Source organism: Streptantibioticus parmotrematis, from assembly GCF_019890615.1.
In the GTDB taxonomy this organism is placed as follows: domain Bacteria; phylum Actinomycetota; class Actinomycetes; order Streptomycetales; family Streptomycetaceae; genus Streptantibioticus_D; species Streptantibioticus_D parmotrematis.
The window spans coordinates 137,961-161,309 of sequence record NZ_JAINVZ010000010.1; the positions used below are offsets into that span (position 1 = coordinate 137,961).

Genomic DNA, 23,349 nt, shown 5'->3' on the forward strand with positions numbered 1-23,349 from the left:
TGTCCTTTCGGGGATCGCTAGCGTAGCCGGACGGAAAGCGCTTGCTACGGGGCATTGCGGGCAGGCGGCAGCGACGACGGAGAGGACCCGACGTGACCCGCAGGACCGTCCGCATCGCGATGAACGGCGTCACCGGCCGCATGGGCTACCGCCAGCACCTGATCCGTTCCGTCCTGGCCATCCGCGAGCAGGGCGGACTCCGGCTCGGCGACGGCACCGTCCTGTGGCCCGAGCCGTTGCTCGTCGGCCGCCGCGAAACCGCCCTGAGGGAACTCGCCGACCGCCACGGTCTCGACCACTGGTCCACCGACCTGGACACCGTGCTGTCCGACCCCGCCGTCGAGGTCTACTTCGACGCCCAGGTGACCTCCGCCCGGGTGCCCGCCGTGCGCCGCGCCATCGCCGCCGGCAAGCACGTCTACTGCGAGAAGCCCACCGCCACGTCGTTCGAGGAGGCCCTCGAACTCGCCCGCCTGGCCCGCGAGGCGGGGGTGCGCAACGGCGTGGTGCAGGACAAGCTCTTCCTGCCCGGCCTGCGCAAACTGCGCCGCCTGGTGGACGGCGGATTCTTCGGGCGCGTGCTGTCGGTGCGGGGCGAGTTCGGCTACTGGGTCTTCGAGGGCGACTGGCAGCCCGCTCAACGCCCCTCCTGGAACTACCGCGTCCGCGACGGCGGCGGCATCACCGTCGACATGTTCCCGCACTGGGACTACGTGCTGCACGAACTGTTCGGCCGCGTGACCTCCGTCCAGGCGCTCAGCACCACCCACGTCCCGCGCCGCTGGGACGAGGACGGCGAGCCCTACGAGGCGACGGCCGACGACGCCGCCTACGGGATCTTCCAGCTCGCCTCGGGCGCCGTCGCCCAGTTCAACTCCTCCTGGGCGGTGCGGGTCCACCGCGACGAGCTCCTCGAACTCCAGGTGGACGGCACCCACGGCTCCGCCGTCGCCGGCCTGCGCGACTGCCGCGTCCAGCACCGCTCGGCCACCCCGAGGCCGGCCTGGGACCCGGACGGCCCGCCCGCCGACCGCTTCCGCGCGCAGTGGCAGCAGGTCCCCGACAACGAACCCGGCGGTTTCGGCAACGCCTTCAGGGAGCAGTGGGAACACTTCCTGCGCCACGTCGCCGCCGACGGCCCCTGGTCCTGGGACCTGCTGGCCGGGGCCCGCGGCGTCCAGCTCGCCGAACTCGGCCGGCGCTCCTCGGCGGAGGGCCGCCGCCTCGACGTCCCCGAGCTGACCCGGTGACCCCGGGGATCGCTCTGCCCGACGAGCGGGGACGCCTGCGGGTGTACGTCCCGCGCGATGATCCGGCGCCGTACGTGCGGCGGAGGGCGGCGGCGCGGGGTGGTGGGGCGGAGGGCGCGGCGGCGGGTGCGTGGCCGGAGGGTGCGGGCTCGGACGATGCGGCGGAGGGCGGTACGGCGGCGTCGGGAGGAGGGCGGCCGCAGGGGGCGGCGCAGGACGTCGCGGCGCCGGGAGGACGGGTGTCGGGAGGACGGGTGTCGGCGCAGGACACCGCGTCGCCGGGGGACGAGGGCCCCGCAGCCCAACCGCCCCTTCCCCGCGTGCTGCTGGCCGCCGCGCATGTCGTCGCCGACCCCTTCCGCACGGTGGGGGATCCGGATGCCCCCGCCGCCGTCGACTGGGACGCGACGCTCGCTTTCCGCCGTCATCTGTGGGCCCTCGGGCTCGGTGTCGCCGACGCGATGGACACCGCGCAACGCGGCATGGGCCTGGACTGGGCCGCCGCCCGCGAGTTGGTCCGCCGCTCCGCCGCCGAGGCGAAGGCGGTCGGCGGACACATCGCCTGCGGCGTCGGCACCGACCAACTCGCCGCCCCGGCCCGCACGTTGTCCGAGGTCGTCACCGCGTACGAGGAACAGCTCGCCGTCGTGGAGGACTGCGGCGCGCAGCCGGTCCTCATGGCATCCCGCGCCCTCGCCGCCCTGGCCGCCGGGCCCGACGACTACGCCGAGGTCTACGGGGAGATGCTGCGCCAGTGCTCGGGACCGGTCGTCCTGCACTGGCTGGGCCCGATGTTCGACCCGGCGCTGACCGGCTACTGGGGCAGCACCGAACTCGACGCGGCGACCGAGGCGTTCCTCGCTGTCATCGCCGCGCATCCGGGGAAGGTGGACGGCGTCAAGGTCTCGCTCCTCGACGCGCACCGCGAGATCGCCCTGCGTCGGCGCCTGCCGGACGGCGTCCGCTGCTACACGGGGGACGACCTGCACTACCCCGAGCTGATCGACGGTGACGACCAGGGGTTCAGCCATGCCCTGCTCGGGGCCTTCGACCCACTCGCACCGGCCGCCGCCGAGGCGCTGCGCCTCCTCGGCGCGGGCGACCGGAAGGGCTTCCGGGCTCTGCTCGACTCCACTGTTGAGTTGTCCCGCCATCTCTTCCGGGCCCCGACCCGTCACTACAAGACGGGAGTGGTGCTCCTCGCCTGGCTCGCCGGGCACCAGTCGCACTTCACCATGGTCGGCGGCCTGCACTCCGCCCGATCACTCCCGCACCTGGCCCGCGCCTACCAGCTCGCGGACGGGCTGGGCCTCTTCCCCGATCCGGGGCTGGCTCGTTCCCGCATGGCATCCCTCCTCTCTCTCCATGGAGTCAATCAGTGACCACTGACAATCGGGGGCCTGCGGAAGGCCCTGGTCAACCAAGTGATCAGGGGTTCACTCGACTCAGTGTCAATCAGGAGACCGTGCGGCAGCTCTCCGTCCCCGAGCTCGTCCAGGCCTGCGCGGTGCTCGGCATCCAGGGGGTCGGCCTGTGGCGGGACCCGGTCCGGGAGTTCGGGGTCGCGCGGGCGGCCAGGGCGGTGCGGGAGGCCGGTCTGACCGTCACCTCGCTGTGCCGGGGCGGCTTCTTCACCGCCGTCGACCCCGCCGAGCGGGCAGCCGCCCTCGCCTCGAACCACGCCGCCGTCGACGAGGCAGCGGGCCTCGGCACCTCGACCCTCGTCCTCGTCTCCGGTGGCCTGCCGCCGGGGGAGCGCGACCTGACCGCCGCCCGGGAACGCGTCGCCGACGCCGTCGCCGAACTCGTCCCGTACGCCACCGACATGGGGATCCGGCTGGCGATCGAGCCCCTGCACCCCATGTTCGCGTCCGACCGCTGCGTCGTCTCGACCCTCGCCCAGGCGCTCGACCTCGCGGAACGTTTCCCCTCCGAACGCGTCGGGGTGGTCGTCGACTCGTACCACGTGTGGTGGGACGACCGGACCCCGCAGCAGATCGCCCGCGCCGGCGCCGACGGCCGGATCGCCGCGTTCCAGCTCGCGGACTGGGTGACGCCGTTGCCGGAGGGTGCCCTGCTCGGCCGGGGCCAGCTGGGCGACGGCTGCGTCGACCTGCGGGGCCTGCGCGAACTGGTCGACCGCGCGGGCTACGACGGCCCGATCGAGGTCGAGGTCTTCAATCCCGCGCTGTGGGAACGGCCGGGGGGCGAGGTGGTGGCCGAAACGGCACGACGCTTCCGGGACTTCGTCCTCTGAGTTCGCCCTTGCAGGCGCGCGGGCGCTTGGACGGTCGGGCGCTCAGGCGGTCGGGCGGTCGGACGCTTAGGCGGTCGGAGCTCAGGCGCTCAGGGGTCGGGGACGGGGTGCCGGGTACCGAGGAGACGAACCTCGCGAAAAAATCTTGGAAGCTGGGTGCAACCATCCGGCTACGTGCGGTGTCGTACTGGTCATGAGGTTCCCGAGGGGGGCTCGGGGAACCGATGGGGGGAAACGCGAAGGGGTCCGGCCACTGCCGGACCCCTTCCGCCTTCAGGGCCGTTCTCGCCCCGACCACGAGCCGTTCTCGCCTCGGCGCGCGGAGTGTTCCCCGACGCACCGCGCGTTCCCCCAACGTGAGCCGCGCGGCGGGCACCGCTAGGCCCCCGCGATTTCGCCCTCTGTAGGAAACGCCTCCTGCGCCCCCGCCCGGGTCACCGCCGCCGCGCCGACCCGTACCGCGTACTCCACGGCTTCCTCCAACTCCGCCCCGCGCGCCAGACGCCAGGCCAGCGCGCCCGTGAAGGCGTCCCCCACTCCCGTGGTGTCGACGGCGCGGACGTGCGGCGCGGGGATGCGGACGGCCGCCCCGCCGGAACGCGCCGCGAGCGCGCCGGAGCCGCCCAGTGTGACGACGACGGACCGCGGTCCGAGCCGGGCCAGCGCCTCCGCCCACGCTTCCGGCGTGTCCTGTGCCGACGCGGGATCGTCCCGGAGCAGCAGCCGGGCCTCGTGCTCGTTGAGTACCAACGGGTCACACGCCGCCAGCACTTGGGCGGGCAGTGCGGCGGGCGGTGAGGGGTTGAGGACGACGCGCGCCCCGGCCCGTACCGCCGCCCTCACCGCCTCCGCGACCGTGTCGAGCGGGATCTCCAGCTGGAGCGACACCACGCGCGCGGCGTCGAACGACCTCCCGGCGGCCCGGACGTCCTCGGGGGTCAGACGGGCGTTGGCGCCGGGGGAGACGACGATGCTGTTGTCGCCGGCCGGGTCCACGGTGATCAGCGCGACCCCGGTCGGCGCTCCGCCGACCAGCACGCCCGACACGTCGACGCCGCTGGAGCACTGCGTTTCGAGCAGCAGTCGGCCGTGGGCGTCGTCGCCGACCCTGGCCAGCAGGGCCGTGCGGGCGCCCAGACGCGCCGCCGCGACTGCCTGGTTGGCGCCCTTGCCGCCGGGATGGGTCGCCAGGTCGGAACCGAGCACGGTCTCGCCCGCGGCGGGCCTGCGCTCCACGCCGACCACCAGATCCGCGTTGGCCGATCCGACGACGAGCAGGTCGAAGCCGTCAGCGGGCACGGGTACCTCCTGCCTGTCGGGGTCCGATGGCGACGTGTCCGGTTCCGACGTGTCCGGTCCGATTCTTGGCCGCGGGGGCCGTTCCTTGTTCAAGCGGGCCCGGCCTCGCCTCGCGCAGGCCCAGCCTTGCCCCCGCGGGCCCAACCGTGGCCCCGCAGGAGCCCTGCCCCGACCACTCGCTCGCGGGGCCGTGCCCTCCGACCGATCCACGCCTGTCATGTCCCGTTACGAGGTTATCCACAGGGCCCCCGCGATGTCGGTCGGCGGCGGTACGGTCGGATCACTTCATCGGAGCCGCACCGCGGAACCGGGCCCGCACCGCGGAACCGGGCCCGCATCAGCCCCCCGGGATGCGGTCCCGACCGGCAGACCCACACCGACCGCGATCGTCCACCCGGACGGTCGTCGACCGCGAAAGGAGGCTCGCGATGGGCGAGTTCCGCATGGCCGTCCTCGAGGGCGTCCTGGAACGGATCACGTACGCCAACGAGGACAACGGCTACACCGTCGCCCGCGTCGACACCGGCCGGGGCGCCGGCGAACTCCTCACCGTGGTCGGCGCGTTGCTGGGCGCGCAGCCCGGCGAGTCGCTGCGGATGGAGGGCCGCTGGGGCTCCCACCCGCAGTACGGCAAGCAGTTCACGGTGGAGAACTACACGACGGTCCTGCCCGCCACGATCCAGGGCATCCGCCGCTATCTCGGCTCCGGCCTGATCAAAGGCGTCGGCCCGCGGATCGCCGACCGCATCGTCGAGCACTTCGGCACCGACACCCTGGACGTGATCGAGCAGGACCCGAAGAGGCTGATCGAGGTCCCGGGCCTGGGGCCGAAACGCACCAAGAAGATCGCCCTGGCCTGGGAGGAGCAGAAGGCGATCAAGGAGGTGATGGTCTTCCTCCAGGGCGTCGGGGTGTCCACCTCGATCGCCGTGCGGATCTACAAGGAGTACGGGGACGCCTCGATCTCCGTCGTCAGGAACCAGCCCTACCGCCTGGCCGCCGACGTCTGGGGCATCGGCTTCCTGACCGCGGACCGGATCGCGCAGGCCGTCGGCATACCCCACGACAGCCCCGACCGCGCCAAGGCGGGGCTCCAGTACGCGCTGTCCCAGGCGACCGACGGCGGCAACTGCTTCCTGCCCCAGGAGCGGCTGATCGCCGACGCCGTCAAGCTGCTCCAGGTGGACTCGGGCCTGGTCATCGACTGCCTCGCCGAGCTGGTCGAGGAGGAGGGCGTGGTCCGCGAGCGGGTGCCGGATCCCGAGGGCGGGGAGCCGGTGCAGGCGGTCTACCTGGTGCCGTTCCACCGCGCGGAGATCTCGCTGTCCGCGCAGGTGCTGCGGCTGCTGCGCGGCCCGGAGGACCGGATGCCCGCCTTCCGGGACGTGGCCTGGGACAAGGCGCTGGCCTGGCTCGCGGACCGCACCGGTGCCGACCTCGCGCCCGAGCAGGAGCAGGCGGTGCGGCTGGCGCTCACCGAGAAGGTCGCCGTGCTGACCGGAGGGCCGGGCTGCGGCAAGTCGTTCACGGTGAAGTCGGTCGTGACGCTGGCGAAGGCGAAGGGCGCCAAGGTGGTGCTGGCCGCGCCGACCGGCCGGGCCGCCAAGCGGCTGGCAGAGCTGACCGGCGCCGAGGCGTCCACCGTGCACCGGCTGCTGGAGCTCAAGCCCGGAGGCGACGCCGCCTACAACCGCGACCGGCCGCTCGACGCCGACCTGGTGGTGGTCGACGAGGCCTCCATGCTGGACCTGATATTGGCGAACAAGCTGGTCAAGGCCGTGCCGCCGGGCGCTCACCTGCTCTTCGTGGGCGACGTGGACCAGCTGCCGAGCGTGGGTGCGGGCGAGGTGTTGCGCGACCTGCTGGCGGACGGCTCGCCGGTGCCCGCGGTGCGCCTGACCCGCATCTTCCGGCAGGCGCAGCAGTCCGGCGTGGTGACCAACGCGCACCGGATCAACTCCGGCGTGCCGCCGATCACCCAGGGCCTGCCCGACTTCTTCCTCTTCGCCGAGGAGGACACGGAGGCGGCGGGCCGGCTCACGGTGGACGTCGTCGCCCGGCGCATCCCGGCCCGCTTCGGCCTCGACCCGCGGCGGGACGTACAGGTGCTGGCGCCGATGCACCGAGGCCCGGCCGGCGCGGGCACGCTGAACGGACTGCTCCAGCAGGCCGTCACCCCGGCCCGCCCCGACCTGCCGGAGCGCCGCTTCGGCGGCCGGGTCTTCCGGGTCGGCGACAAGGTCACCCAGATCCGCAACAACTACGACAAGGGCGCGAACGGGGTCTTCAACGGCACGGTCGGCGTGGTCACCGCGCTGAGCGTCGAGGAGCAGCGCCTGACCGTGCGCACCGACGAGGACGAGGAGGTCGACTACGACTTCGACGAGCTGGACGAACTGGCGCACGCCTACGCGGTGACCATCCACCGTTCGCAGGGCAGTGAGTACCCGGCGGTGGTGATACCCGTCACGACCGGGGCGTGGATGATGTTGCAGCGCAATCTGCTCTACACCGCCGTGACCCGGGCGAAACGGCTCGTGGTGCTGGTGGGCTCGCGGCGGGCGCTGGGCCAGGCGGTGCGCACGGTGTCGGCGGGTCGCCGCTTCACGGCCTTGGACCACCGGTTGCGCGGCGCGCTCCGAGGTGTGGAACCGGCCCGGGAAGGGGGAGGATAGGCACTGCGTGCCACCGAGCGACCGTCTGGCTGACCCCGGGTGCACGTTTGTGCGGCAAATGGGGGAAGGTAGAAGCAGTCAGGGCACCTCGAAGAAGAGGCACAACGTCGGTGAGGGATGACGTGAGCGACAACTCTGTAGTACTGCGGTACGGGGACGGCGAATACAGCTACCCGGTGGTCGAGAGCACCGTTGGTGACAAGGGCTTCGACATCGGCAAGCTGCGGGCCCAGACCGGGCTGGTCACCCTGGACAGCGGTTACGGGAACACCGCGGCCTACAAGTCCGCGATTACGTTCCTCGACGGCGAGCAGGGGATCCTGCGCTACCGCGGCTACCCCATCGAGCAGATCGCCGAGCGCGGGTCGTTCCTCGAGACCGCCTACCTGCTCATCAACGGTGAGCTGCCCACCGTCGACGAGCTCAGCTCGTTCAAGAGCGACATCACGCAGCACACGCTGCTGCACGAGGACGTCAAGCGGTTCTACGACGGCTTCCCGCGCGACGCGCACCCGATGGCGATGCTGTCCTCGGTGGTCAGCGCGCTGTCGACGTTCTACCAGGACAGCCACAACCCGTTCGACGAGAAGCAGCGCAACCTCTCGACGATCCGGCTGCTGGCCAAGCTGCCGACGATCGCCGCGTACGCGTACAAGAAGTCGGTCGGTCACCCGTTCGTCTACCCGCGTAACGACCTGGGCTACGTCGAGAACTTCCTGCGGATGACCTTCTCGGTCCCGGCGCAGGACTACGATCTCGACCCGGTCGTGGTCGCCGCGCTCGACAAGCTGCTGATCCTGCACGCGGACCACGAGCAGAACTGCTCGACCTCCACCGTGCGCCTGGTGGGCTCGTCGCAGGCGAACATGTTCGCCTCGATCTCGGCCGGTATCAACGCGCTGTGGGGCCCGCTGCACGGCGGCGCCAACCAGGCCGTGCTGGAGATGCTGGAGAGCATCAAGGCCACCGGCGGCGACGTCGACACCTTCATCCGCAAGGTGAAGGACAAGGAAGACGGCGTCAAGCTCATGGGCTTCGGCCACCGGGTCTACAAGAACTTCGACCCCCGGGCGAAGATCATCAAGGCGGCGGCGCACGACGTCCTCTCCGCGCTCGGCAAGTCCGACGAGCTGCTGGACATCGCGCTCAAGCTGGAGGAGCACGCGCTCAGCGACGACTACTTCGTCAGCCGCAAGCTCTACCCGAACGTGGACTTCTACACCGGTCTGATCTACCGGGCGATGGGCTTCCCGACGGAGATGTTCACCGTGCTGTTCGCGCTCGGCCGGCTGCCCGGCTGGATCGCCCAGTGGCACGAGATGATCAAGGAGCCGGGCTCCCGCATCGGCCGCCCGCGCCAGATCTACACGGGCGTGGACCTGCGCGACTACGTGCCGGTCGAGTCCCGCTGACCCGAATACGCCGAAGCGGGCAGGCGGGCCGAGGGCGGTCCGCCGACACCGGCCGCGGCCCGGAATGAGCCGCTGTCCGCGGCCCGCAAGAGTCGCGGCCCGCGAGAGATGAAACGAGCGCCCCGGGCCGGATCCCCCCACGGGTCCGGCGCGGGGCGCTCTGGGTCCCGGAAGCGGATCCCCCCACGGGTCCGTACCGGGCGTCTCAGTGCGCGCGGCCCACGGCCGCTCGCGCCATGCCGGGACGAAACAGTCCGGGAGGGCCGCTCAAGCTCTCCGGGCACTTCGCCCCGGCCACGCGGACACGCCATCCCCCAAGACGGCACGTCCTCGTCGTCACCGGGTCCGCCGGGAGCCCGGTGATCGTTCGGTTAGACCAACGACCCCCCTCCATGGTTACGTTGCCAAGAGTGTGATCTAGGTCTCCCTTGATCGGGCGCCGGACGCTGCCAAATCCCCACGGCATACGCCAGATGTACGACCCCCGTCGATGCCGTTCGGTGGGACGGCACCCTGCGCCGGGCCCGCGAAGGCCATCGCGTAGCGTTAAACGCCCAGTCGGGAGCGGGTGTTGGGGCGGGCGGAACGTATGGCGCAGAACGAGACGGTCGGCATGGCGGGTGCGGTGGTCGAGGTGGACGGCGAGTCCTCCACGGCCGCCGAAGCCGTGTCCCCGTCGCACGACCGGGCCCCGGACGGCCCGCGCACCGTCGTGGTCACCGGAGGCGGCACAGGCATCGGCCGTGCGATCGCCGGGCGGTTCGCGGCGGCGGGGGACGACGTGGTGATCGTGGGGCGGCGCCGCGAGGTGCTGGCGTCCGCGGCGGCGGAGTTGACGGCGGCGCACGGCCGGGCTGTCGCGCCGGTCGTCTGCGACCTGGCCGACCCCGACGACGTCGAGACCGTGCTCGGCAGGCTGCCGCACCGCATCGACGTCCTGGTCAACAACGCGGGCAGCCGCGAGGCCGCCGCGGGCCCGGGTCCGCACGCCGTGCTGGCCCGCTGGCGCGGCGACTTCGAACGCAACGTGCTGACCGCCGTGCTGCTCACCGAGTCGGTACGCGACCGCCTCACCCCGGAGCGCGGCCGGGTCATCACCGTCACGTCGTTGGCCGCGCTGCGCGGCGGCGGGTCGTACGGCGCGTCGAAGGCCGCGTTGCACGCCTGGAACCACTCGCTGGCGGCGCAGCTTGGCCCGCAGGGCGTGACCTGCAACATCGTCGCGCCGGGCACGGTCGCGGGAACGGAGTTCTTCGGTTCCCGGCTCAACGAGGCCGAGCTGACCCGGCGGGCGGGACGCACGCTGGTCGGCCGGGTGGGCCGCCCGGCGGACGTCGCCGCCGCCGTGGTCTTCCTGGCGTCACCGGAGGCGGGGTTCGTCACCGGCGAGATCCTCCAGTGCAACGGAGGCGAACTCCTCGGCCGCTGACCGGGCTCCGCGACCGGAAGGAGTCAGGCGCGGCCGGTGAGCTCGTAGCCCGCCTCGTCGATCGCGGCGCGCACGGCGTCGTCGGACAGCACGGCGGTCGCGGTCACCGAGACCCGGCCGGCCTTGGCGTCGGCGGCGACGGAGACCACGCCGGGCAGCGCGGACAGCTCCTCGCTCACCGCCTTCTCGCAGTGGCCGCAGCTCATGCCGGAGACGCTGTAGGCGACGGTGACGGTGTCGACGGCCGGGGCGCTGGACTCGTTGGCGGTCATGGAACGTCCTTAGGGAAGTGCGGGTCGTAACTCCTTCACCATACCCCCTGGGGGTATCCATCGCGGTGATCGGCGCCACGACCGCGGCGTGTCGGGACGCGGCTCGGTGTCGGGGTGCGGCTCGTCCGGTGCCGGAATCCCGCCGGGTGCCGGAATGAAGGGCGGTGGTATGGGCGTTTCATCAACTGTGTCGGTACTGGACTCGCTGGACTTCACGTCCACCCTTGCCCGGCACATGGCGGACGACACGCTGTGGGCCTACCTCGCGTTGGCCGTCACTACGGCTCCGCCCCTCGTGCCGAACGCCGCGCTGCTGGTGACCGGTGGCGTGCTGGCCGCGCGCGGGAGGCTGGACATCGTGTTCGTGCTGCTGGTGGTCGCGGGGTCCGCGCTCGCCGGTGACCTGCTCATCCATCGCGCCGGGCGCGCCCTGAGCGGGCCGGTGCTCGGCAGGGTCTACCGGGGCGGCCGCCGCCGTCAGCTCTTCGACTGGGCGGCCGACCGGATACAGCGGTACGGCGTCCCGTTCGTCGCGGGCTGCCGCTTCCTGCCCAGCGGGCGGCTGGTCGGCGGGCTCGCCGCGGGCGTCGTCGGCTACCCGGCCCGCCGCTACCTCGTCGGCGCCTCGATCGCCGAGGCGATCTGGGCCGCCTACTCGGTCGGCATCGGCTACCTCGGCGGCCGGGCCACCGCCAACTCGCTCTACGCGCTCGGCCTCGGCCTCGGCGTGTCTGCGGCGGTCGCCACGGTGGGCGGTCTCGTGCAGGCCGTCGCCCGCCGCAAGGCCCGTACCGCGGCCCGTACGCCGTCCCGCACCGTGACCCGTTCGGCGGCCGGTGTCCCGGCGCCGGGTGCCGTGGGGGCTCCGGAGGCCGGTCCCGCCTGGCCCGTCGCGGATCGCGCGGGGCAGACGGGACCGTGAGCCGGAGCGCGCCGGGCGCGCGCTCAGGGGGTTGTCGTCACGAATCGCGCCGGGACCGGTTGCCCGGCCTGCGCGCGCTCCACGTCCTGATGGTGTCCGCGTACCACATGGGTTTTCCGCCCTCCACGACGTCCGGTTCGGGTAGCAGGCCATGCTTGCGATAGGAGCGCACGGTGTCGATCCGCACACGGATGTGAGCGGCGATCTGCGCGTAGGACCACAGGGTCCGGTCGGCCATCTCTCGCACCTCCCAGAAGGGCAGCGGCTGTCGATCAGTCACCCTCCGCCTTCCGGGTGGAACGCATCGTCACCACCCGCCGCTGTTGATCACCTGTGACGGAGACCCGGCGTAACGGTGACATTCCGCGCCGGGTACGAGCCGCCGGGGGGAACGGGGGAGCGCCTACCAGTGCCGTCCCGTCGGCAGGTCGTCGAGCCCCGGCCTGCTCAGGTGCAGCACCTCGTACGCGGTCGCCCCGGCCCCCGCCTCCTGTGTGGCCTCCTTCGTGACCGTGACGACGGCCGCCGCCGGGTCGCCCGTCCGCAGGGTGAGGCGGACCAGTTCCCAGCGGTACGGGTCGATGGCCAGGGTGACCGAGTGGGTGCCCGGTTCGGCCGCCCGTCGCCGGAGCGTGGCGAGTTCGCGTTCCGCCAGCTCGGCGAGGTCCGCGCCCTCTGGCACCGGCTCGGTGTGGCGTACGGCGGTCGTCGGCGTCGCCGCCCGGTCCGGCCCCGGTTCGTGGCCGACGCCCGTCCAGTGCCGCACCGCCGGGCGGCCGAAGTCCCGGACGATGCCCTGGAATCCGCCGCCGCCCCACAGGAAGCGGTTCATGCCGGCGGTGTCGTGCCAGAGGTAGAAGGGTGCGTACGCGTTCACCGGCGAGCCGTCGGCGCGGTCGCGGACGAGGTAGGCCTTGAAGCCGAGCCCGGGGAAGTCGTCGAGCGCCGGGCCCCTGGTCGCCATCCGGCGCCGGATGATCCCCATGTCGTAGTCGGCGGGCAGGGTGAGTTCGTACTGCATGGCGTACACGGGTCCCCCTGAGGAGGTGGAGTGGTGGCGGCGCGGCCGGTCCGTCACGGAGTGGGCCCGAGCAGGGCGAGGATGCCGGAGACCGCGCGGTCGAACGGCTCGACCGAGTCCGAGGCGCGGGCCAGCACGTAGCCGCCCTGCAACGTGGCCGCGATCGCCGCCGCGGTGTCGGCCGGGTCGAGGCCCGGCGCGAACTCGCCGGACGCCTGCCCCTCGGCGACCAGGGCGGTCAGCCGTCCCCGCAGCCAGGTGAACAACTCCTCGACAGGGGCGCGCAGTTCGGGGCTCGCCACGACGTCGGGGTCCATGGTGAGCCGGCCGACCGGGCAGCCGCGCAGCACGTCGCGCTCCCTGCGCAGGTAGACGGCGATCCGCTCCCGCGCGGTCCCCGGCCCGGACAGCAGCGCGTCGACGGTCGCGCGCATCTCGTCCACGGTCCGGCGCTCCGCTGCCAGCGCGAGGTCCGGCTTGCCGGTGAAGTGGTGGTACATGCTGCCCTGTCCGGCTCCCGAGCGCTGGAGGATCGCCTTGGGGCTGGTGCCCACGTAGCCGCGCTCCCACAGAAGTTCGCGGGTGCTCTCGATCAGCCGGTCGGCGGTGTCCATGAGGCGACCGTACATACTGGTAGGTACAGAATCAAGGTGAGTCGGCGCGGGCAGATGTCGACGTGCGGGCGGGGTGGCCGACCGGGGCGACCGTGACGCCGTACGAGGCCAGAGGCGCGACGGTGCGCTTGGTCAATTGGCGCTATGCGTGCGCCAGATGAAGGGGGCGCCGAGGTGAAACCCCTGGTGGGAGAGCGGTGTGTGCCCCCGGCAGGACTCGAACCTGCGGCCAAGCGCTTAGAAGGCGCCTGCTCTATCCACTGAGCTACGGGGGCCGGGACGCGGCCGCGGCGCGGGCTGGTCCTTGACCCTGGGGCTGGGGGCCGACCGGGCCTGTGGGCTCGGCGGGTCCTTGACCTTGCCGGGGACAAGGATAGAGCGCTGCGGACGCCATACCGGTTGCTTCACCTCCGTACCACGATGTGTAGGTTCGGTGAAGCGATCTGATAATCGCAGGGGAGTCCGAATCCCGCACCGCTTTTCACGCCTCCTGGGCCGGGTGTTGTGCACTCGTTATGCCCGGGGCGCAAGCGACCCTCCGGTCACAGCTGGCTCACAGCGCTCAGCCGCATGGGTCCTGGTCGGCTCGTGGGCGGCGGGTGTGCTTCAAAACAATCTCAAATTCGGTCATTCTTCGCATGTGGCGATCCTCGACGTACGGCCCGAGTTGATTGACGCGCTGACGGTGTTGCGCGAACGAGTCGACGCCGCGCGCTTTCCGCTGGCGCTGCCGGGCGCGGCGCGAGCCCGCCGGACACGGTGCGAGTTGCTCGATCAGCTCGACGACTACCTGATGCCCCGGCTGCGTTCGCCCGGGGCGCCGCTGCTCGCCGTCGTCGGCGGGTCGACCGGCGCGGGCAAGTCCACCTTGGTCAACTCGCTGGTCGGACGCCGCGTCAGCGAGGCGGGGGTGCTGCGGCCGACGACCCGCACACCGGTGCTGGTCTGTCACCCGCACGACCGTGAGTGGTTCGCGGACACACGGGTGCTGCCCGGGCTGACGCGCGTCGACGCGGACACCGCCGACGCCCGCGGTGACGACACCCCCGCGCGCCGCGAACGGCCCGCCCTGTGGCTGGAAGTCGCCGATTCGCTGCCGCCCGGCATCGCGCTGCTGGACGCGCCCGACATCGACTCGCTCGTCGGCGCCAACCGCGAACTCGCCGCCGAGCTCCTGTGCGCCGCCGACATCTGGATCCTGGTGACCACCGCCTCCCGCTACGCCGACGCGCTCCCGTGGCACCTGCTGCGCTCCGCCAAGGAGTACGACGTCACCCTCGGCACCGTGCTCGACCGGGTGCCGCACCAGATCGCCGCCGAGGTCTCGCACCACTACGCGGCGCTCCTGACGCGGGCCGGGCTGGGCGACGTCCCCCGGTTCACCGTGCCGGAGTTGCCCGAGTCGGCGGACGGCGGCGGGCTGCTGCCGCGTACCGCGGTCGCCCAACTCGCCGACTGGCTGCGGCACTGCGCGCAGGACCCGGCCGCACGGCACGTCGCCGCGCACCGGACCGCGGACGGCGTGCTGGACTCCCTGCGCACCCGGATGCCCGCGCTGGCCGGAGCCTCCGCCGCCCAACACGCCGCCGTCGTCCGCCTGTCGGGCCACGTCGCCGCCGCGTACACCGGCGCCGCCGACCTCGTCGCCGACGCCGTGCGCGACGGCGAGGTGCTGTCCGGGCAGGCGCAGGCGCTGTGGCGGGGGTACCCGGCCTGCGGTCCCGAGGCGTTGCAGGGCGCGCTCGCCGAAGGGCTCGCGACGCTGCTGCGGACCGCGGTGGCGGCGGCGGACGAGACGGCGGCCGCGAGCTGGCGCCGGGACCGGGCGGGCTCGGCCGCGCCGTCGTACGACGCCGAACCGCGTCAGGTCGCGGTCCGCATCGGCCGCGCGGTGGAACGCTGGCGCACCGCGCTCACCGATCTCGCGTACGAGGAGGTGCGCTTCGCCCGCGACGGGATGCGCGTTCCGGCCGACCCGGAGGACGTCGCCGCTCTGCTCGGCACCGCGCTGCTGGGCGCCGGGCGCGCGGACGGCGCCGGGGAACGGCTGGCGCGACTGCTGGGCGGGCAGGCCGCCGTACGCATGCGGGACCGGGCGCGGCACGAACTCGACTGCCTGCTGGAGGAGCTGATGGACGGCGAACGCATCGCGCGGCTCGTGCCGTTGGACGCGCTCGACGTCGCGCCCGGCCAGCAGGCGGCACTGGTCAGCCAGCACTCGGTGCTGCGCAAGTGCTGGACGCGATCGCGGGAGCGGCGGGAGAGCGCGGAGGTGATGAGCGGATTTTCTGATGGGTTGTACTGAAAACGGCCGCAAACGGCCGCGGTATGTGGCGGGTTGGGCGATGAGCGAGATGCGTGAGGTGTGTGCCTGGTGACCACGACAGTCGAACCCGCGCGACGGGGGCCATCCGGAACGGCGTCCGGAACAGGAGCCGGGCCGGGCGCGGAGACCGGGGCCCGGGCAGGAGGAGGCTTCGGAACCACTCGGCGCGACCCCCTGCAACGGCGTGTCGACGCGCTCGGCGAACTGCTCGGGCTCTCGCGCACCCGGGTCGAACCCGACGCGCTCGTGGCGGCCGGCGCGCTGCTCGACCGGGTCGCCGAGCGCCGCAGGCTCTCGCTCGACCACACCGTCGTGGCGCTCGCGGGCGCGACCGGAAGCGGCAAGTCCTCGCTCTTCAACGCGCTGACGGGGCTGGAACTCTCCGAGGTGGGGGTGCGGCGGCCGACCACCGGCGAGCCGTTCGCCTGCGCCTGGGACCCGCGGGGCGCCGCGCCGCTGCTGGACCGGCTGGGCATCGCGCCGCACGCGCGGTTCGCCCGCCGCAGCCTGCTGGACGGCGTGCACACGCGGCCGGGCGGGTCGGACGCCGGACTCACCGGTCTCGTCCTGCTCGACCTGCCCGACCACGACTCGGCGACCGACGAGCACCGGCGGCAGGTGGACCGCGTACTCGAACTCGTCGACGCGGTGGTGTGGGTGGTCGACCCGGAGAAGTACGCGGACGCCGCGCTGCACGAACGCTACCTGCGGCCGCTGGCCGGACTCGCCGACGTGTCGCTCGTCGTGCTCAACCAGGTGGACCGGCTGCCCACGGAAGCGGCCGAAGCGGTGCTGGACGACCTGCGAGGACTGCTGGACGAGGACGGCCTCGCGCTGGGCGAGCACGGCGAGGCGGGCGCGGTCGTGCTGGCGACGTCCGTGCTCACCGGTGAGGGCGTCGCCGAACTGCGGGCCGCGCTGGGCGAGGTGGTCGCCGCCAGGGACGCCGCCGACCGGCGCCTGACCGCCGACCTGGACGACGTGACGGAACGGCTGCGGCCGGTGTACGTCGGACACGGGGCGGCGGGGCTGACGGACGCGGCACGGGAAGGGTTCGTCGCCCGGCTCGCCGACGCGGTGGGCGCCGAGGCGGTCGGCCGCACGACGGAACGCGACTGGACGGACGCGGGCCGCAAGGCGTGCGGGGTCCGATGGGGGCGCGTGCGGCGGCCGTTCACCGGGGGAGGGGTTTCAGGGGGTGCGGAGACTCCGACGGGCCCGGGCGGGTGGGGCGAGGGGGGACGCCTGAGCGCCGCCCGCCCGGTCGTGGCCGAGGCGACCCGTTCGCTGGCGGAGGCGGCCGCCGAGGGGCTGCCGCAGCCGTGGGCCAACGCCGTCCACGAGGCGGCGCGGCGCGGCGAACGCGGGCTCCCGGAAGCCCTGGACGCGGCGATGGAGAAGGCGGACTCCGGCACCGTGGCCGCTCCGCGCTGGTGGTCCGCGGTGGCCCTGACCCAGTGGTGCCTGGCCCTGCTGGCGGCGGTAGCGGCGGTGGCCTTCGTGGTGACCGCGGCCGGCACGTCGTCGGTGCCGCTGTGGGTGCCGGCGGCGCTGTGCGGCGTGGGCCTGGCGGGGGGTCCCGTCCTGTCCTGGGTCTGCCGTTCCGTCAACCGCGCCCCGGCCCGCCGCCTCGGCCAGCAGGCGGAACGCGCGCTGCGCGACGCCGCGGCGGACTGCGGCAGGGCGCGGGTACTGGAGCCGGTGGCGGCGGAGTTGCTGCGGTACGAGGAGGTACGGGACCAGTACGGGGTCGCTGCGCTGGGCGCGGCGGAGGGGTGAGGCGGGGTGCCGGAGGGGTGAGCTGGGCGCGGCGGAGGGCTGAGCCGGGGGCTGCGGAGGCTTGAGCCGAGGGCTGCTGAGGCCTGAGGGGCTGCGGAGGTCTGAGGGGCTGCGGAGGTCTGGGGGCTGCTGAGGCCTGAGGGGCTACGGCTCGCGTGTCCGCAGCCCGCCGACCTGACGCGGTGGGACTTTCGACCGCGGGGGCTTGAGCCCGCGGCCGTCTTCGGGGGAGGGGTCGGCTCGGTACCCGGTAGTTGTGGCTCCGACCGCGTGGGCCTGGGCGCAGCTCTCAGACGAACGCGAGACGGATCACGCGGGACGTGCGGTTGTGGCCCCGGCAGGCGTTGTGCCGTTTCGCAGGGCCGGGCGCAGCTCCCGACAGCCGCGAGGCCGATCGCGCTGGACGTGGGCCCGGAGCCCGGCAACCCCGGCGCCCCGCAGCCCCGCCGTGAATGCGCGGGACATGAGCCCCCGCGCGGCCCCCGTGCCCATGCCGTCGAGCGCGAGGGCGCACATCCTGCCGCCGCCCGGCCCTTGGACCCGCCGCACTCGGCCCCCGTTCCCCCTCCCGGGTGGCGAAGTTTTCCACAGACGCTCGCCCATCCCCAGAAAACGACTACTTCTCCCACTCCTTGCCAAATCAGCGCAACCTGGTCCCAACGCGAAAGCAGAAGCGCCAACGCAAGCGCAAGCGCAAACGCGGAACACAGAGCACGAAAAACAGAGCACGGAACGCAGGACACAGAACACAGAACGCACCCGAAGTGGCGAGCGCGGCGCAGCCGATGTGCCGGAGAGCGCCATGGAGGGGCCGGACCTGAGGGGGATCACCGTCATGAGCGAGACCTTGGTGACCATCGTCGGAAACGTCGCGACGCAACCCGAACTGAAGCAGACCTCGACCGGAGTGCCCGTCACCCGGTTCAGACTGGCGACCACGGAACGCCGTTACGACCGCACCGAAGAGCGCTGGAACGACGGCCACACGTCGTTCTACACCGTCTGGGCGTGGCGCACGCTCGGCGAGAACGTCGCGGGATCCGTCGGCATCGGCGAACCACTCGTCGTCCAGGGGCGACTGCGCGTGCATGAACGGGAGGACAAGGGGCAGGGGTTCGTGTCGGCCAGTATCGACGCCGTGGCCGTCGGTCACGACATGTCGAGGGGCACCTCCGCCTTCCGACGGGTACTCAAAGCGCGTGCGGAGCTGGTGGATCCGCTCCCCGACCCGTCACCGCCCGCGAAGGTGCAGGCCAAGTCCATGAAGACCGGCGACGCCGAGTCTCAACGGCCCTCCGAGGAGCGGGAGTTGGTGCCGTCCTGAACGCCCGGAACGCGGGGCATGCTCCGGGATCGGGCTGCTGGCGGAGAATGCCGTTCTTCGCCAGCGATTAGCCGGGAAAGCGCCCTGGAGGTGAATTTGCGGTGAACTCTCGCCAATTCATCCTCTTTGCCGGAGCGGAAGTCGCCCAGCGGATTTATCGATAATCCCGGAATCATGCGTGATTCAAATAACGATTCAGATTCGAATCGGATCCCGGCTGTGATTACCGATGGTCATGGTGCGGCGGCTTTCTAGGATCCGTCGGGTAGCACGGGGGTCGGATCTGGAGGCGAGACGCCCCTGAAGTCCCGTCTCGCCCGGAGGGGAAATCCATGTTCACTGTACGGAGGCGGGCCGCCACCCGTCTTGCCGCGGCCGCCCTGGCCTCCGGCCTCGTCGCGGTCGGCGCGATCACCGGTGCCGGGACCGCGTTCGCCGATCAGACCCCGCAGGCCGGCGGCGCGGCGGGCACCCTCGGCGGCCTGGTGGCCAAGGGAACGGCGCACGTCCAGGGCGAGGGCCAGGTCGAGGCCGGTCTCTTCGACATGACGATCGACGGCGGCGGCGACCTCACCACCTACTGCATAGACATCCACCACCCGACCAGCCCGGGCGAGACGTACCAGGAGAGCCCCTGGAGCGGCACCTCGCTGGCGACCAACCCCGACGCCGGCAAGATCCGCTGGATCCTCCAGAACTCCTACCCCCAGGTCGACGACCTCTCCAAGCTCGCCTCCGAGGCCGGCGTCCCCCACCTGACCAAGGACGAGGCCGCCGCCGGCACCCAGGTCGCGATCTGGCGCTACTCCGACCACGTGAAGGTCACGGCCGACGACGCCAACGCCGAGAAGCTCTCGGAGTGGCTGTCGCAGCAGAAGCAGGACCTCGCCGAGCCCTCCGCGTCGCTGACCGTCAGCCCGCCCTCGGTCTCCGGCAAGGCCGGCACCGAGATCGGCCCGGTCACCGTCCACACCAACGCCACCTCCGCCCAGCTGAGTCTGGGCGCCGGTGCGCCCGCCGGTGTGAAGCTGGTCGACAAGAGCGGTCACGCGATCACCGACGCGGCCAACGGCACGCAGGTCTACTTCGACGTTCCGGCCGGTACCGCGCCGGGCAGCGCCGGGCTGTCGGTGCAGGCCACCACGACGGTGCCGATCGGACGGGCGTTCATCGGCGTCGGCCGGTCGGTGGGCAAGCAGACCCAGATCCTCGCGGGCTCGTCCGCCTCGACGGTCGCCGCGCAGGCCACCGCGAGCTGGGCGAAGCAGGGCGCGATACCGGCGGTCTCCGCGATGGTCGACTGCGCCAAGAGCGGCGTGGACGTCACGGCCACCGACCAGGGCGACGACGCGTTCACCTTCTCGCTGGCCGGCAAGACCTACACGATCCAGCCGGGCAAGTCGCAGACCATCACGGTCCCGGTGAAGGAGGGCCAGGCCTACTCCATCACCATCAGCGGTCCGAACGGCTTCAAGAAGACGTTCTCCGGTGTGCTGGACTGCAAGAACACCGGTGGCGGCAGCACCCCGAGCCCGGTCCCCTCGTCGAGCACCACCTCGTCGACCACCGGCGGGAGCACCGGCGGCAGCAGTGGCGGTCTGGCCGAGACCGGTAGCAGCAGCGCCACCCCGATCATCGGCGGCATGGCGGTCGTGCTGGTCGTGGTGGGCGGCGGCACCGTCTTCTTCCTGCGCAAGCGCAAGGGCGGCGGCGCGGCCTGATCCGGCCCGGACGAAGGCCCCGGGCCGCCCCTTCCAGGGCGTACCGGGGCCTTCGCGGTACCGCGCGGCCGGAGGATGACGCTGGGTGACCGCTTCGGCATGGGGCGGGGGGCCCGGTGCGGGTGGCTCGGGCGCGGGTTTCCGTGCGGTGCCGGGCGTACGGCAAGATGGGTGTATCTGCCCATCCCCAGATTGGTCCGGACGGTTTCTCTTGGCTGAGTACATCTACACCATGCGCAAGGCCCGCAAGGCCCACGGCGACAAGGTGATCCTCGATGATGTCACGTTGAGCTTCCTGCCCGGAGCGAAGATCGGCGTCGTCGGCCCCAACGGCGCCGGAAAGTCGACCGTCCTGAAGATCATGGCTGGTCTGGAGCACCCGTCCAACGGTGACGCGTTCCTCGCCCCCGGCTACTCGGTCGGCATGCTGCTGCAGGAGCCGCCGCTGGACGACTCCAAGACCGTGCTGGAGAACGTGCAGGACGGCGCCGCCGACACGATGGCCAAGCTGAAGCGGTTCAACGAGATCGCCGAGCAGATGGCCACCGACTACAGCGACGCGCTGCTGGAGGAGATGGGCAAGCTCCAGGAACAGCTCGACCACGTCAACGGCTGGGACCTGGACGCGCAACTGGAGCAGGCGATGGACGCGCTGGGCTGCCCGCCCGGCGACTGGCAGGTCACCAACCTCTCCGGTGGTGAGCGCCGCCGCGTCGCGCTGTGCAAGCTGCTGCTGGAGGCGCCCGACCTGCTGCTGCTGGACGAGCCCACCAACCACCTGGACGCCGAGTCCGTGCAGTGGCTGGAGCAGCACCTCGCCAAGTACGCCGGCACCGTCGTCGCCGTCACCCACGACCGGTACTTCCTGGACAACGTCGCCCAGTGGATCCTGGAGCTGGACCGCGGCCGGGCGCTGCCGTACGAGGGCAACTACTCCACCTACCTGGAGAACAAGGCCTCCCGCCTGAAGGTCGAGGGCCAGAAGGACGCCAAGCGGGCCAAGCGCCTCAAGGAAGAGCTGGAGTGGGTGCGCTCCAACGCCAAGGGGCGGCAGGCCAAGTCCAAGTCGCGTCTGGCGCGTTACGAGGAGATGGCCGCCGAGGCGGACAAGATGCGCAAGCTGGACTTCGAGGAGATCCAGATCCCGCCGGGCCCGCGGCTGGGCAACGTGGTGGTCGAGGTCAACAACCTGTCCAAGGCGTTCGGCGAGAAGGTCCTCATCGACGACCTGTCCTTCACCCTCCCGCGCAACGGCATCGTGGGCGTGATCGGCCCCAACGGCGCGGGCAAGACCACGCTGTTCAAGATGATCCAGGGACTGGAGACCCCGGACTCCGGCGGGATCAAGGTCGGCGACACCGTCAAGATCTCCTACGTCGACCAGGGCCGCGCCAACATCGACCCGAAGAAGACGCTGTGGGCCGTCGTCTCCGACGAGCTGGACTACATCAACGTCGGCCAGGTCGAGATGCCGTCGCGTGCCTACGTCTCGGCGTTCGGCTTCAAGGGCCCGGACCAGCAGAAGCCGGCCGGCGTCCTGTCCGGCGGTGAGCGCAACCGCCTCAACCTCGCGCTCACCCTCAAGCAGGGCGGCAACCTGCTGCTCCTCGACGAGCCGACCAACGACCTCGACGTCGAGACCCTCTCGTCGCTGGAGAACGCGCTGCTGGACTTCCCCGGCTGCGCCGTGGTCGTCTCCCACGACCGCTGGTTCCTCGACCGGGTCGCCACCCACATCCTCGCCTACGAGGGCGACTCCAAGTGGTTCTGGTTCGAGGGCAACTTCGAGTCGTACGAGAAGAACAAGGTCGAGCGTCTCGGCGCCGACGCCGCGCGTCCGCACCGGGCCACCTACAAGAAGCTCACCCGGGGCTGAGGACGCGATGGCACGCCACATCTACCGCTGCCCGCTGCGGTGGTCGGACATGGACGCCTTCGGCCACGTCAACAACGCCGTCTTCCTGCGGTACCTGGAGGAGGCGCGCATCGACCTGACGTTCCGGCGGGCGCCGGGCGAGGGCCGCGGGTCGTTCTCGGGCGGCTCGGTGGTCGCGCGGCACGAGATCGACTACCTGCGCCCGCTGGTGCATTCCTACGAGCCGGTGACCGTCGAGACGTGGGTGACGCGGATGACCGCCGCGTCGGTGACCTACGCCTACGAGATCAAGGACGCCGAGCAGGTGTACGTGCGGGCGCGGACGGTTGTCGTGCCCTACGACCTGACCGAGGGCCGTCCGCGCCGCCTCACGCCCGAGGAGCGGGAGTTCCTGGAGGGCTACCGGGACGACGGGGCCGAGGGGCCGGACAGCGGTGAGCGCGCGCCGGAGGAGGCCGTGGCGGTATGACCGTGCTCCGGCTGGCCGACACCGGGGAGGCGGCGGATCTCGCCGCCTTCCTCGGCAGGCTGGTCCGCTGGGACAAGGCCGCGGTGGTCCGCCTCCAGGGACCGGAATCGACGCTGGCGGTCTTCGGACGGCCGCCGTTCGGCGAGGTGCTGGCCGTGCGGGCCTACGCGCTCGCCGAGCCCGGCGCGGTCGACGCGACCGTGTCCGCCGGTCAACTCCTGGACGGCGTCGAGGAGTCGGCGGGCGCGGTGGCCGTTCCGGCCGGGGTGACCGGTCCGTCCTGGGCCGGGCTGCTGCCGCCGCGCGGCGGCTGGCGGAAGGTCGCCGACCTCGGGCCCGAGGCGTTGCGCCTGCGGGCCCTGGAGATCGTCGCGGAGTTCAGGACGCGTACCGAGGCGCTGGCGCCGCAGGAACGGACACGCGCCGGGCTGGACGCGCTGGCCGAGGAGATCTGGTCGCGCGGGTACGAGGGCACGCCGCTGCCGTCGCGGGCGGTGCACGCGGCGTACGCGCTGGGCCTGTTGCGCCCGGTGCGCGCCACGGTGGCCGCCGGGGCGCCGGAGGTGGCCACGGAAGGCGATGACGAGGTCGCGCTGTTCGCCTCGGGTCCGTGGCTGCGGCTGCGCACCGCGTACGGCTCGGTCGTGGTGCGCACGGGCGGACCAGGCGTCGGCCTCACCGTCAGCCCGGTCTAGCGGCGTCG

Annotated in this window: 19 protein-coding genes and 1 tRNA gene; 14 read left to right on the forward strand and 6 right to left on the reverse strand. The window is 72.3% G+C overall.

All coding sequences use genetic code 11. From position 1 onward, the window contains the following. Positions 1-92: 92 nt before the first annotated feature. The 3 genes from K7472_RS16685 to K7472_RS16695 all read left to right on the forward strand — a co-directional run bounded on the left by K7472_RS16685 (position 93) and on the right by K7472_RS16695 (position 3,507). Entirely contained in the window at positions 93-1,250 is a 1,158-nt protein-coding gene (locus K7472_RS16685) for a Gfo/Idh/MocA family protein (protein ID WP_222978719.1), read from the forward strand. 254 nt (positions 1,251-1,504) lie between these two features. Beyond that, a complete protein-coding gene (locus K7472_RS16690; protein WP_308013946.1) occupies positions 1,505-2,632 on the forward strand; it encodes a dihydrodipicolinate synthase family protein in 1,128 nt (375 codons plus the stop codon). Then, positions 2,629-3,507 (forward strand): sugar phosphate isomerase/epimerase family protein, encoded by an 879-nt coding sequence (locus tag K7472_RS16695; RefSeq protein WP_222978723.1) that lies wholly within the window; start codon positions 2,629-2,631, stop codon positions 3,505-3,507. Before K7472_RS16690 ends, K7472_RS16695 begins: the two co-directional genes overlap by 4 nt. A 378-nt stretch (positions 3,508-3,885) precedes the next feature. Here K7472_RS16695 and rbsK read toward each other — a convergent pair whose 3' ends face one another. Next, complete coding sequence (gene rbsK / locus K7472_RS16700; RefSeq protein ID WP_308013948.1) at positions 3,886-4,806, reverse strand: ribokinase; 921 nt, start codon at positions 4,804-4,806, stop codon at positions 3,886-3,888. 428 nt (positions 4,807-5,234) lie between these two features. Here rbsK and recD2 point away from each other — a divergent pair, with 428 nt between their 5' ends. The 3 genes from recD2 (at position 5,235) to K7472_RS16715 (ending at position 10,322) form a co-directional block, all read left to right on the forward strand. Beyond that, the gene (recD2, locus tag K7472_RS16705) at positions 5,235-7,481 is read left to right on the forward strand and encodes an SF1B family DNA helicase RecD2 (protein WP_252395718.1); all 2,247 of its coding nucleotides are present in this window, start codon (positions 5,235-5,237) and stop codon (positions 7,479-7,481) included. 122 nt (positions 7,482-7,603) lie between these two features. Then, positions 7,604-8,893: a citrate synthase gene (locus K7472_RS16710; protein ID WP_222978735.1), complete on the forward strand. Its 1,290-nt coding sequence runs from the start codon at positions 7,604-7,606 to the stop codon at positions 8,891-8,893. A 589-nt stretch (positions 8,894-9,482) separates the two neighbouring features. Next, positions 9,483-10,322, forward strand: coding sequence for an SDR family NAD(P)-dependent oxidoreductase (locus tag K7472_RS16715; RefSeq protein ID WP_252395719.1), 840 nt, complete (start codon positions 9,483-9,485; stop codon positions 10,320-10,322). A gap of 23 nt (positions 10,323-10,345) precedes the next feature. Here K7472_RS16715 and K7472_RS16720 read toward each other — a convergent pair whose 3' ends face one another. Continuing rightward, the gene (locus tag K7472_RS16720) at positions 10,346-10,594 is read right to left on the reverse strand and encodes a heavy-metal-associated domain-containing protein (RefSeq protein ID WP_222978737.1); all 249 of its coding nucleotides are present in this window, start codon (positions 10,592-10,594) and stop codon (positions 10,346-10,348) included. A gap of 169 nt (positions 10,595-10,763) precedes the next feature. Between K7472_RS16720 and K7472_RS16725 the strand changes: the two genes are divergently transcribed. Beyond that, complete coding sequence (locus K7472_RS16725) at positions 10,764-11,516, forward strand: DedA family protein (RefSeq protein ID WP_222978739.1); 753 nt, start codon at positions 10,764-10,766, stop codon at positions 11,514-11,516. A 37-nt stretch (positions 11,517-11,553) separates the two neighbouring features. Here the strand turns inward: K7472_RS16725 and K7472_RS16730 are convergent, their stop codons facing one another. The 4 genes from K7472_RS16730 to K7472_RS16745 all read right to left on the reverse strand — a co-directional run bounded on the left by K7472_RS16730 (position 11,554) and on the right by K7472_RS16745 (position 13,426). Beyond that, on the reverse strand, positions 11,554-11,754 hold the full coding sequence (locus K7472_RS16730; RefSeq protein ID WP_222978741.1) for a MarR family transcriptional regulator: 201 nt from the start codon (positions 11,752-11,754) through the stop codon (positions 11,554-11,556). Positions 11,755-11,919: 165 nt separating this feature from the next. Continuing rightward, positions 11,920-12,546: a DUF4865 family protein gene (locus K7472_RS16735; protein ID WP_222978742.1), complete on the reverse strand. Its 627-nt coding sequence runs from the start codon at positions 12,544-12,546 to the stop codon at positions 11,920-11,922. Positions 12,547-12,590: 44 nt separating this feature from the next. Further along, positions 12,591-13,151: a TetR/AcrR family transcriptional regulator gene (locus K7472_RS16740; protein WP_222978744.1), complete on the reverse strand. Its 561-nt coding sequence runs from the start codon at positions 13,149-13,151 to the stop codon at positions 12,591-12,593. Positions 13,152-13,353: 202 nt separating this feature from the next. After that, positions 13,354-13,426 (reverse strand) — tRNA-Arg (locus K7472_RS16745). 365 nt (positions 13,427-13,791) lie between these two features. Between K7472_RS16745 and K7472_RS16750 the strand changes: the two genes are divergently transcribed. From K7472_RS16750 to K7472_RS16780, 7 genes are all read left to right on the forward strand, one after another. Then, the gene (locus K7472_RS16750; RefSeq protein ID WP_222978746.1) at positions 13,792-15,456 is read left to right on the forward strand and encodes a dynamin family protein; all 1,665 of its coding nucleotides are present in this window, start codon (positions 13,792-13,794) and stop codon (positions 15,454-15,456) included. 69 nt (positions 15,457-15,525) lie between these two features. Next, positions 15,526-17,256: a GTPase gene (locus K7472_RS16755; protein ID WP_308013949.1), complete on the forward strand. Its 1,731-nt coding sequence runs from the start codon at positions 15,526-15,528 to the stop codon at positions 17,254-17,256. A gap of 835 nt (positions 17,257-18,091) precedes the next feature. Then, positions 18,092-18,580 (forward strand): single-stranded DNA-binding protein, encoded by a 489-nt coding sequence (locus K7472_RS16760; protein ID WP_222978750.1) that lies wholly within the window; start codon positions 18,092-18,094, stop codon positions 18,578-18,580. Between the two features lie 332 nt (positions 18,581-18,912). Further along, positions 18,913-20,301 (forward strand): Cys-Gln thioester bond-forming surface protein, encoded by a 1,389-nt coding sequence (locus tag K7472_RS16765; protein WP_222978752.1) that lies wholly within the window; start codon positions 18,913-18,915, stop codon positions 20,299-20,301. A gap of 211 nt (positions 20,302-20,512) precedes the next feature. Next, entirely contained in the window at positions 20,513-22,177 is a 1,665-nt protein-coding gene (gene ettA / locus K7472_RS16770) for an energy-dependent translational throttle protein EttA (RefSeq protein ID WP_222978754.1), read from the forward strand. A gap of 7 nt (positions 22,178-22,184) precedes the next feature. Further along, positions 22,185-22,646, forward strand: a complete 462-nt coding sequence (locus tag K7472_RS16775; protein ID WP_222978756.1) for an acyl-CoA thioesterase — start codon at positions 22,185-22,187, stop codon at positions 22,644-22,646. After that, positions 22,643-23,341, forward strand: coding sequence for a DUF8010 domain-containing protein (locus K7472_RS16780; RefSeq protein ID WP_222978762.1), 699 nt, complete (start codon positions 22,643-22,645; stop codon positions 23,339-23,341). Before K7472_RS16775 ends, K7472_RS16780 begins: the two co-directional genes overlap by 4 nt. The last annotated feature ends 8 nt before the right edge of the window (positions 23,342-23,349 follow it).

Bases quoted from the DNA above. Each gene is read 5' to 3' on its own strand.
- recD2 (WP_252395718.1), top strand. From the start codon at position 5,235: ATGGGCGAGTTCCGCATGGCCGTCCTCGAGGGCGTCCTGGAACGGATC.
- K7472_RS16715 (WP_252395719.1), top strand. From the start codon at position 9,483: ATGGCGCAGAACGAGACGGTCGGCATGGCGGGTGCGGTGGTCGAGGTG.
- K7472_RS16720 (WP_222978737.1), bottom strand. From the start codon at position 10,594: ATGACCGCCAACGAGTCCAGCGCCCCGGCCGTCGACACCGTCACCGTC.
- K7472_RS16725 (WP_222978739.1), top strand. From the start codon at position 10,764: ATGGGCGTTTCATCAACTGTGTCGGTACTGGACTCGCTGGACTTCACG.
- K7472_RS16730 (WP_222978741.1), bottom strand. From the start codon at position 11,754: ATGGCCGACCGGACCCTGTGGTCCTACGCGCAGATCGCCGCTCACATC.
- K7472_RS16740 (WP_222978744.1), bottom strand. From the start codon at position 13,151: ATGGACACCGCCGACCGGCTGATCGAGAGCACCCGCGAACTTCTGTGG.
- K7472_RS16760 (WP_222978750.1), top strand. From the start codon at position 18,092: ATGAGCGAGACCTTGGTGACCATCGTCGGAAACGTCGCGACGCAACCC.
- K7472_RS16765 (WP_222978752.1), top strand. From the start codon at position 18,913: ATGTTCACTGTACGGAGGCGGGCCGCCACCCGTCTTGCCGCGGCCGCC.
- K7472_RS16775 (WP_222978756.1), top strand. From the start codon at position 22,185: ATGGCACGCCACATCTACCGCTGCCCGCTGCGGTGGTCGGACATGGAC.
- K7472_RS16780 (WP_222978762.1), top strand. From the start codon at position 22,643: ATGACCGTGCTCCGGCTGGCCGACACCGGGGAGGCGGCGGATCTCGCC.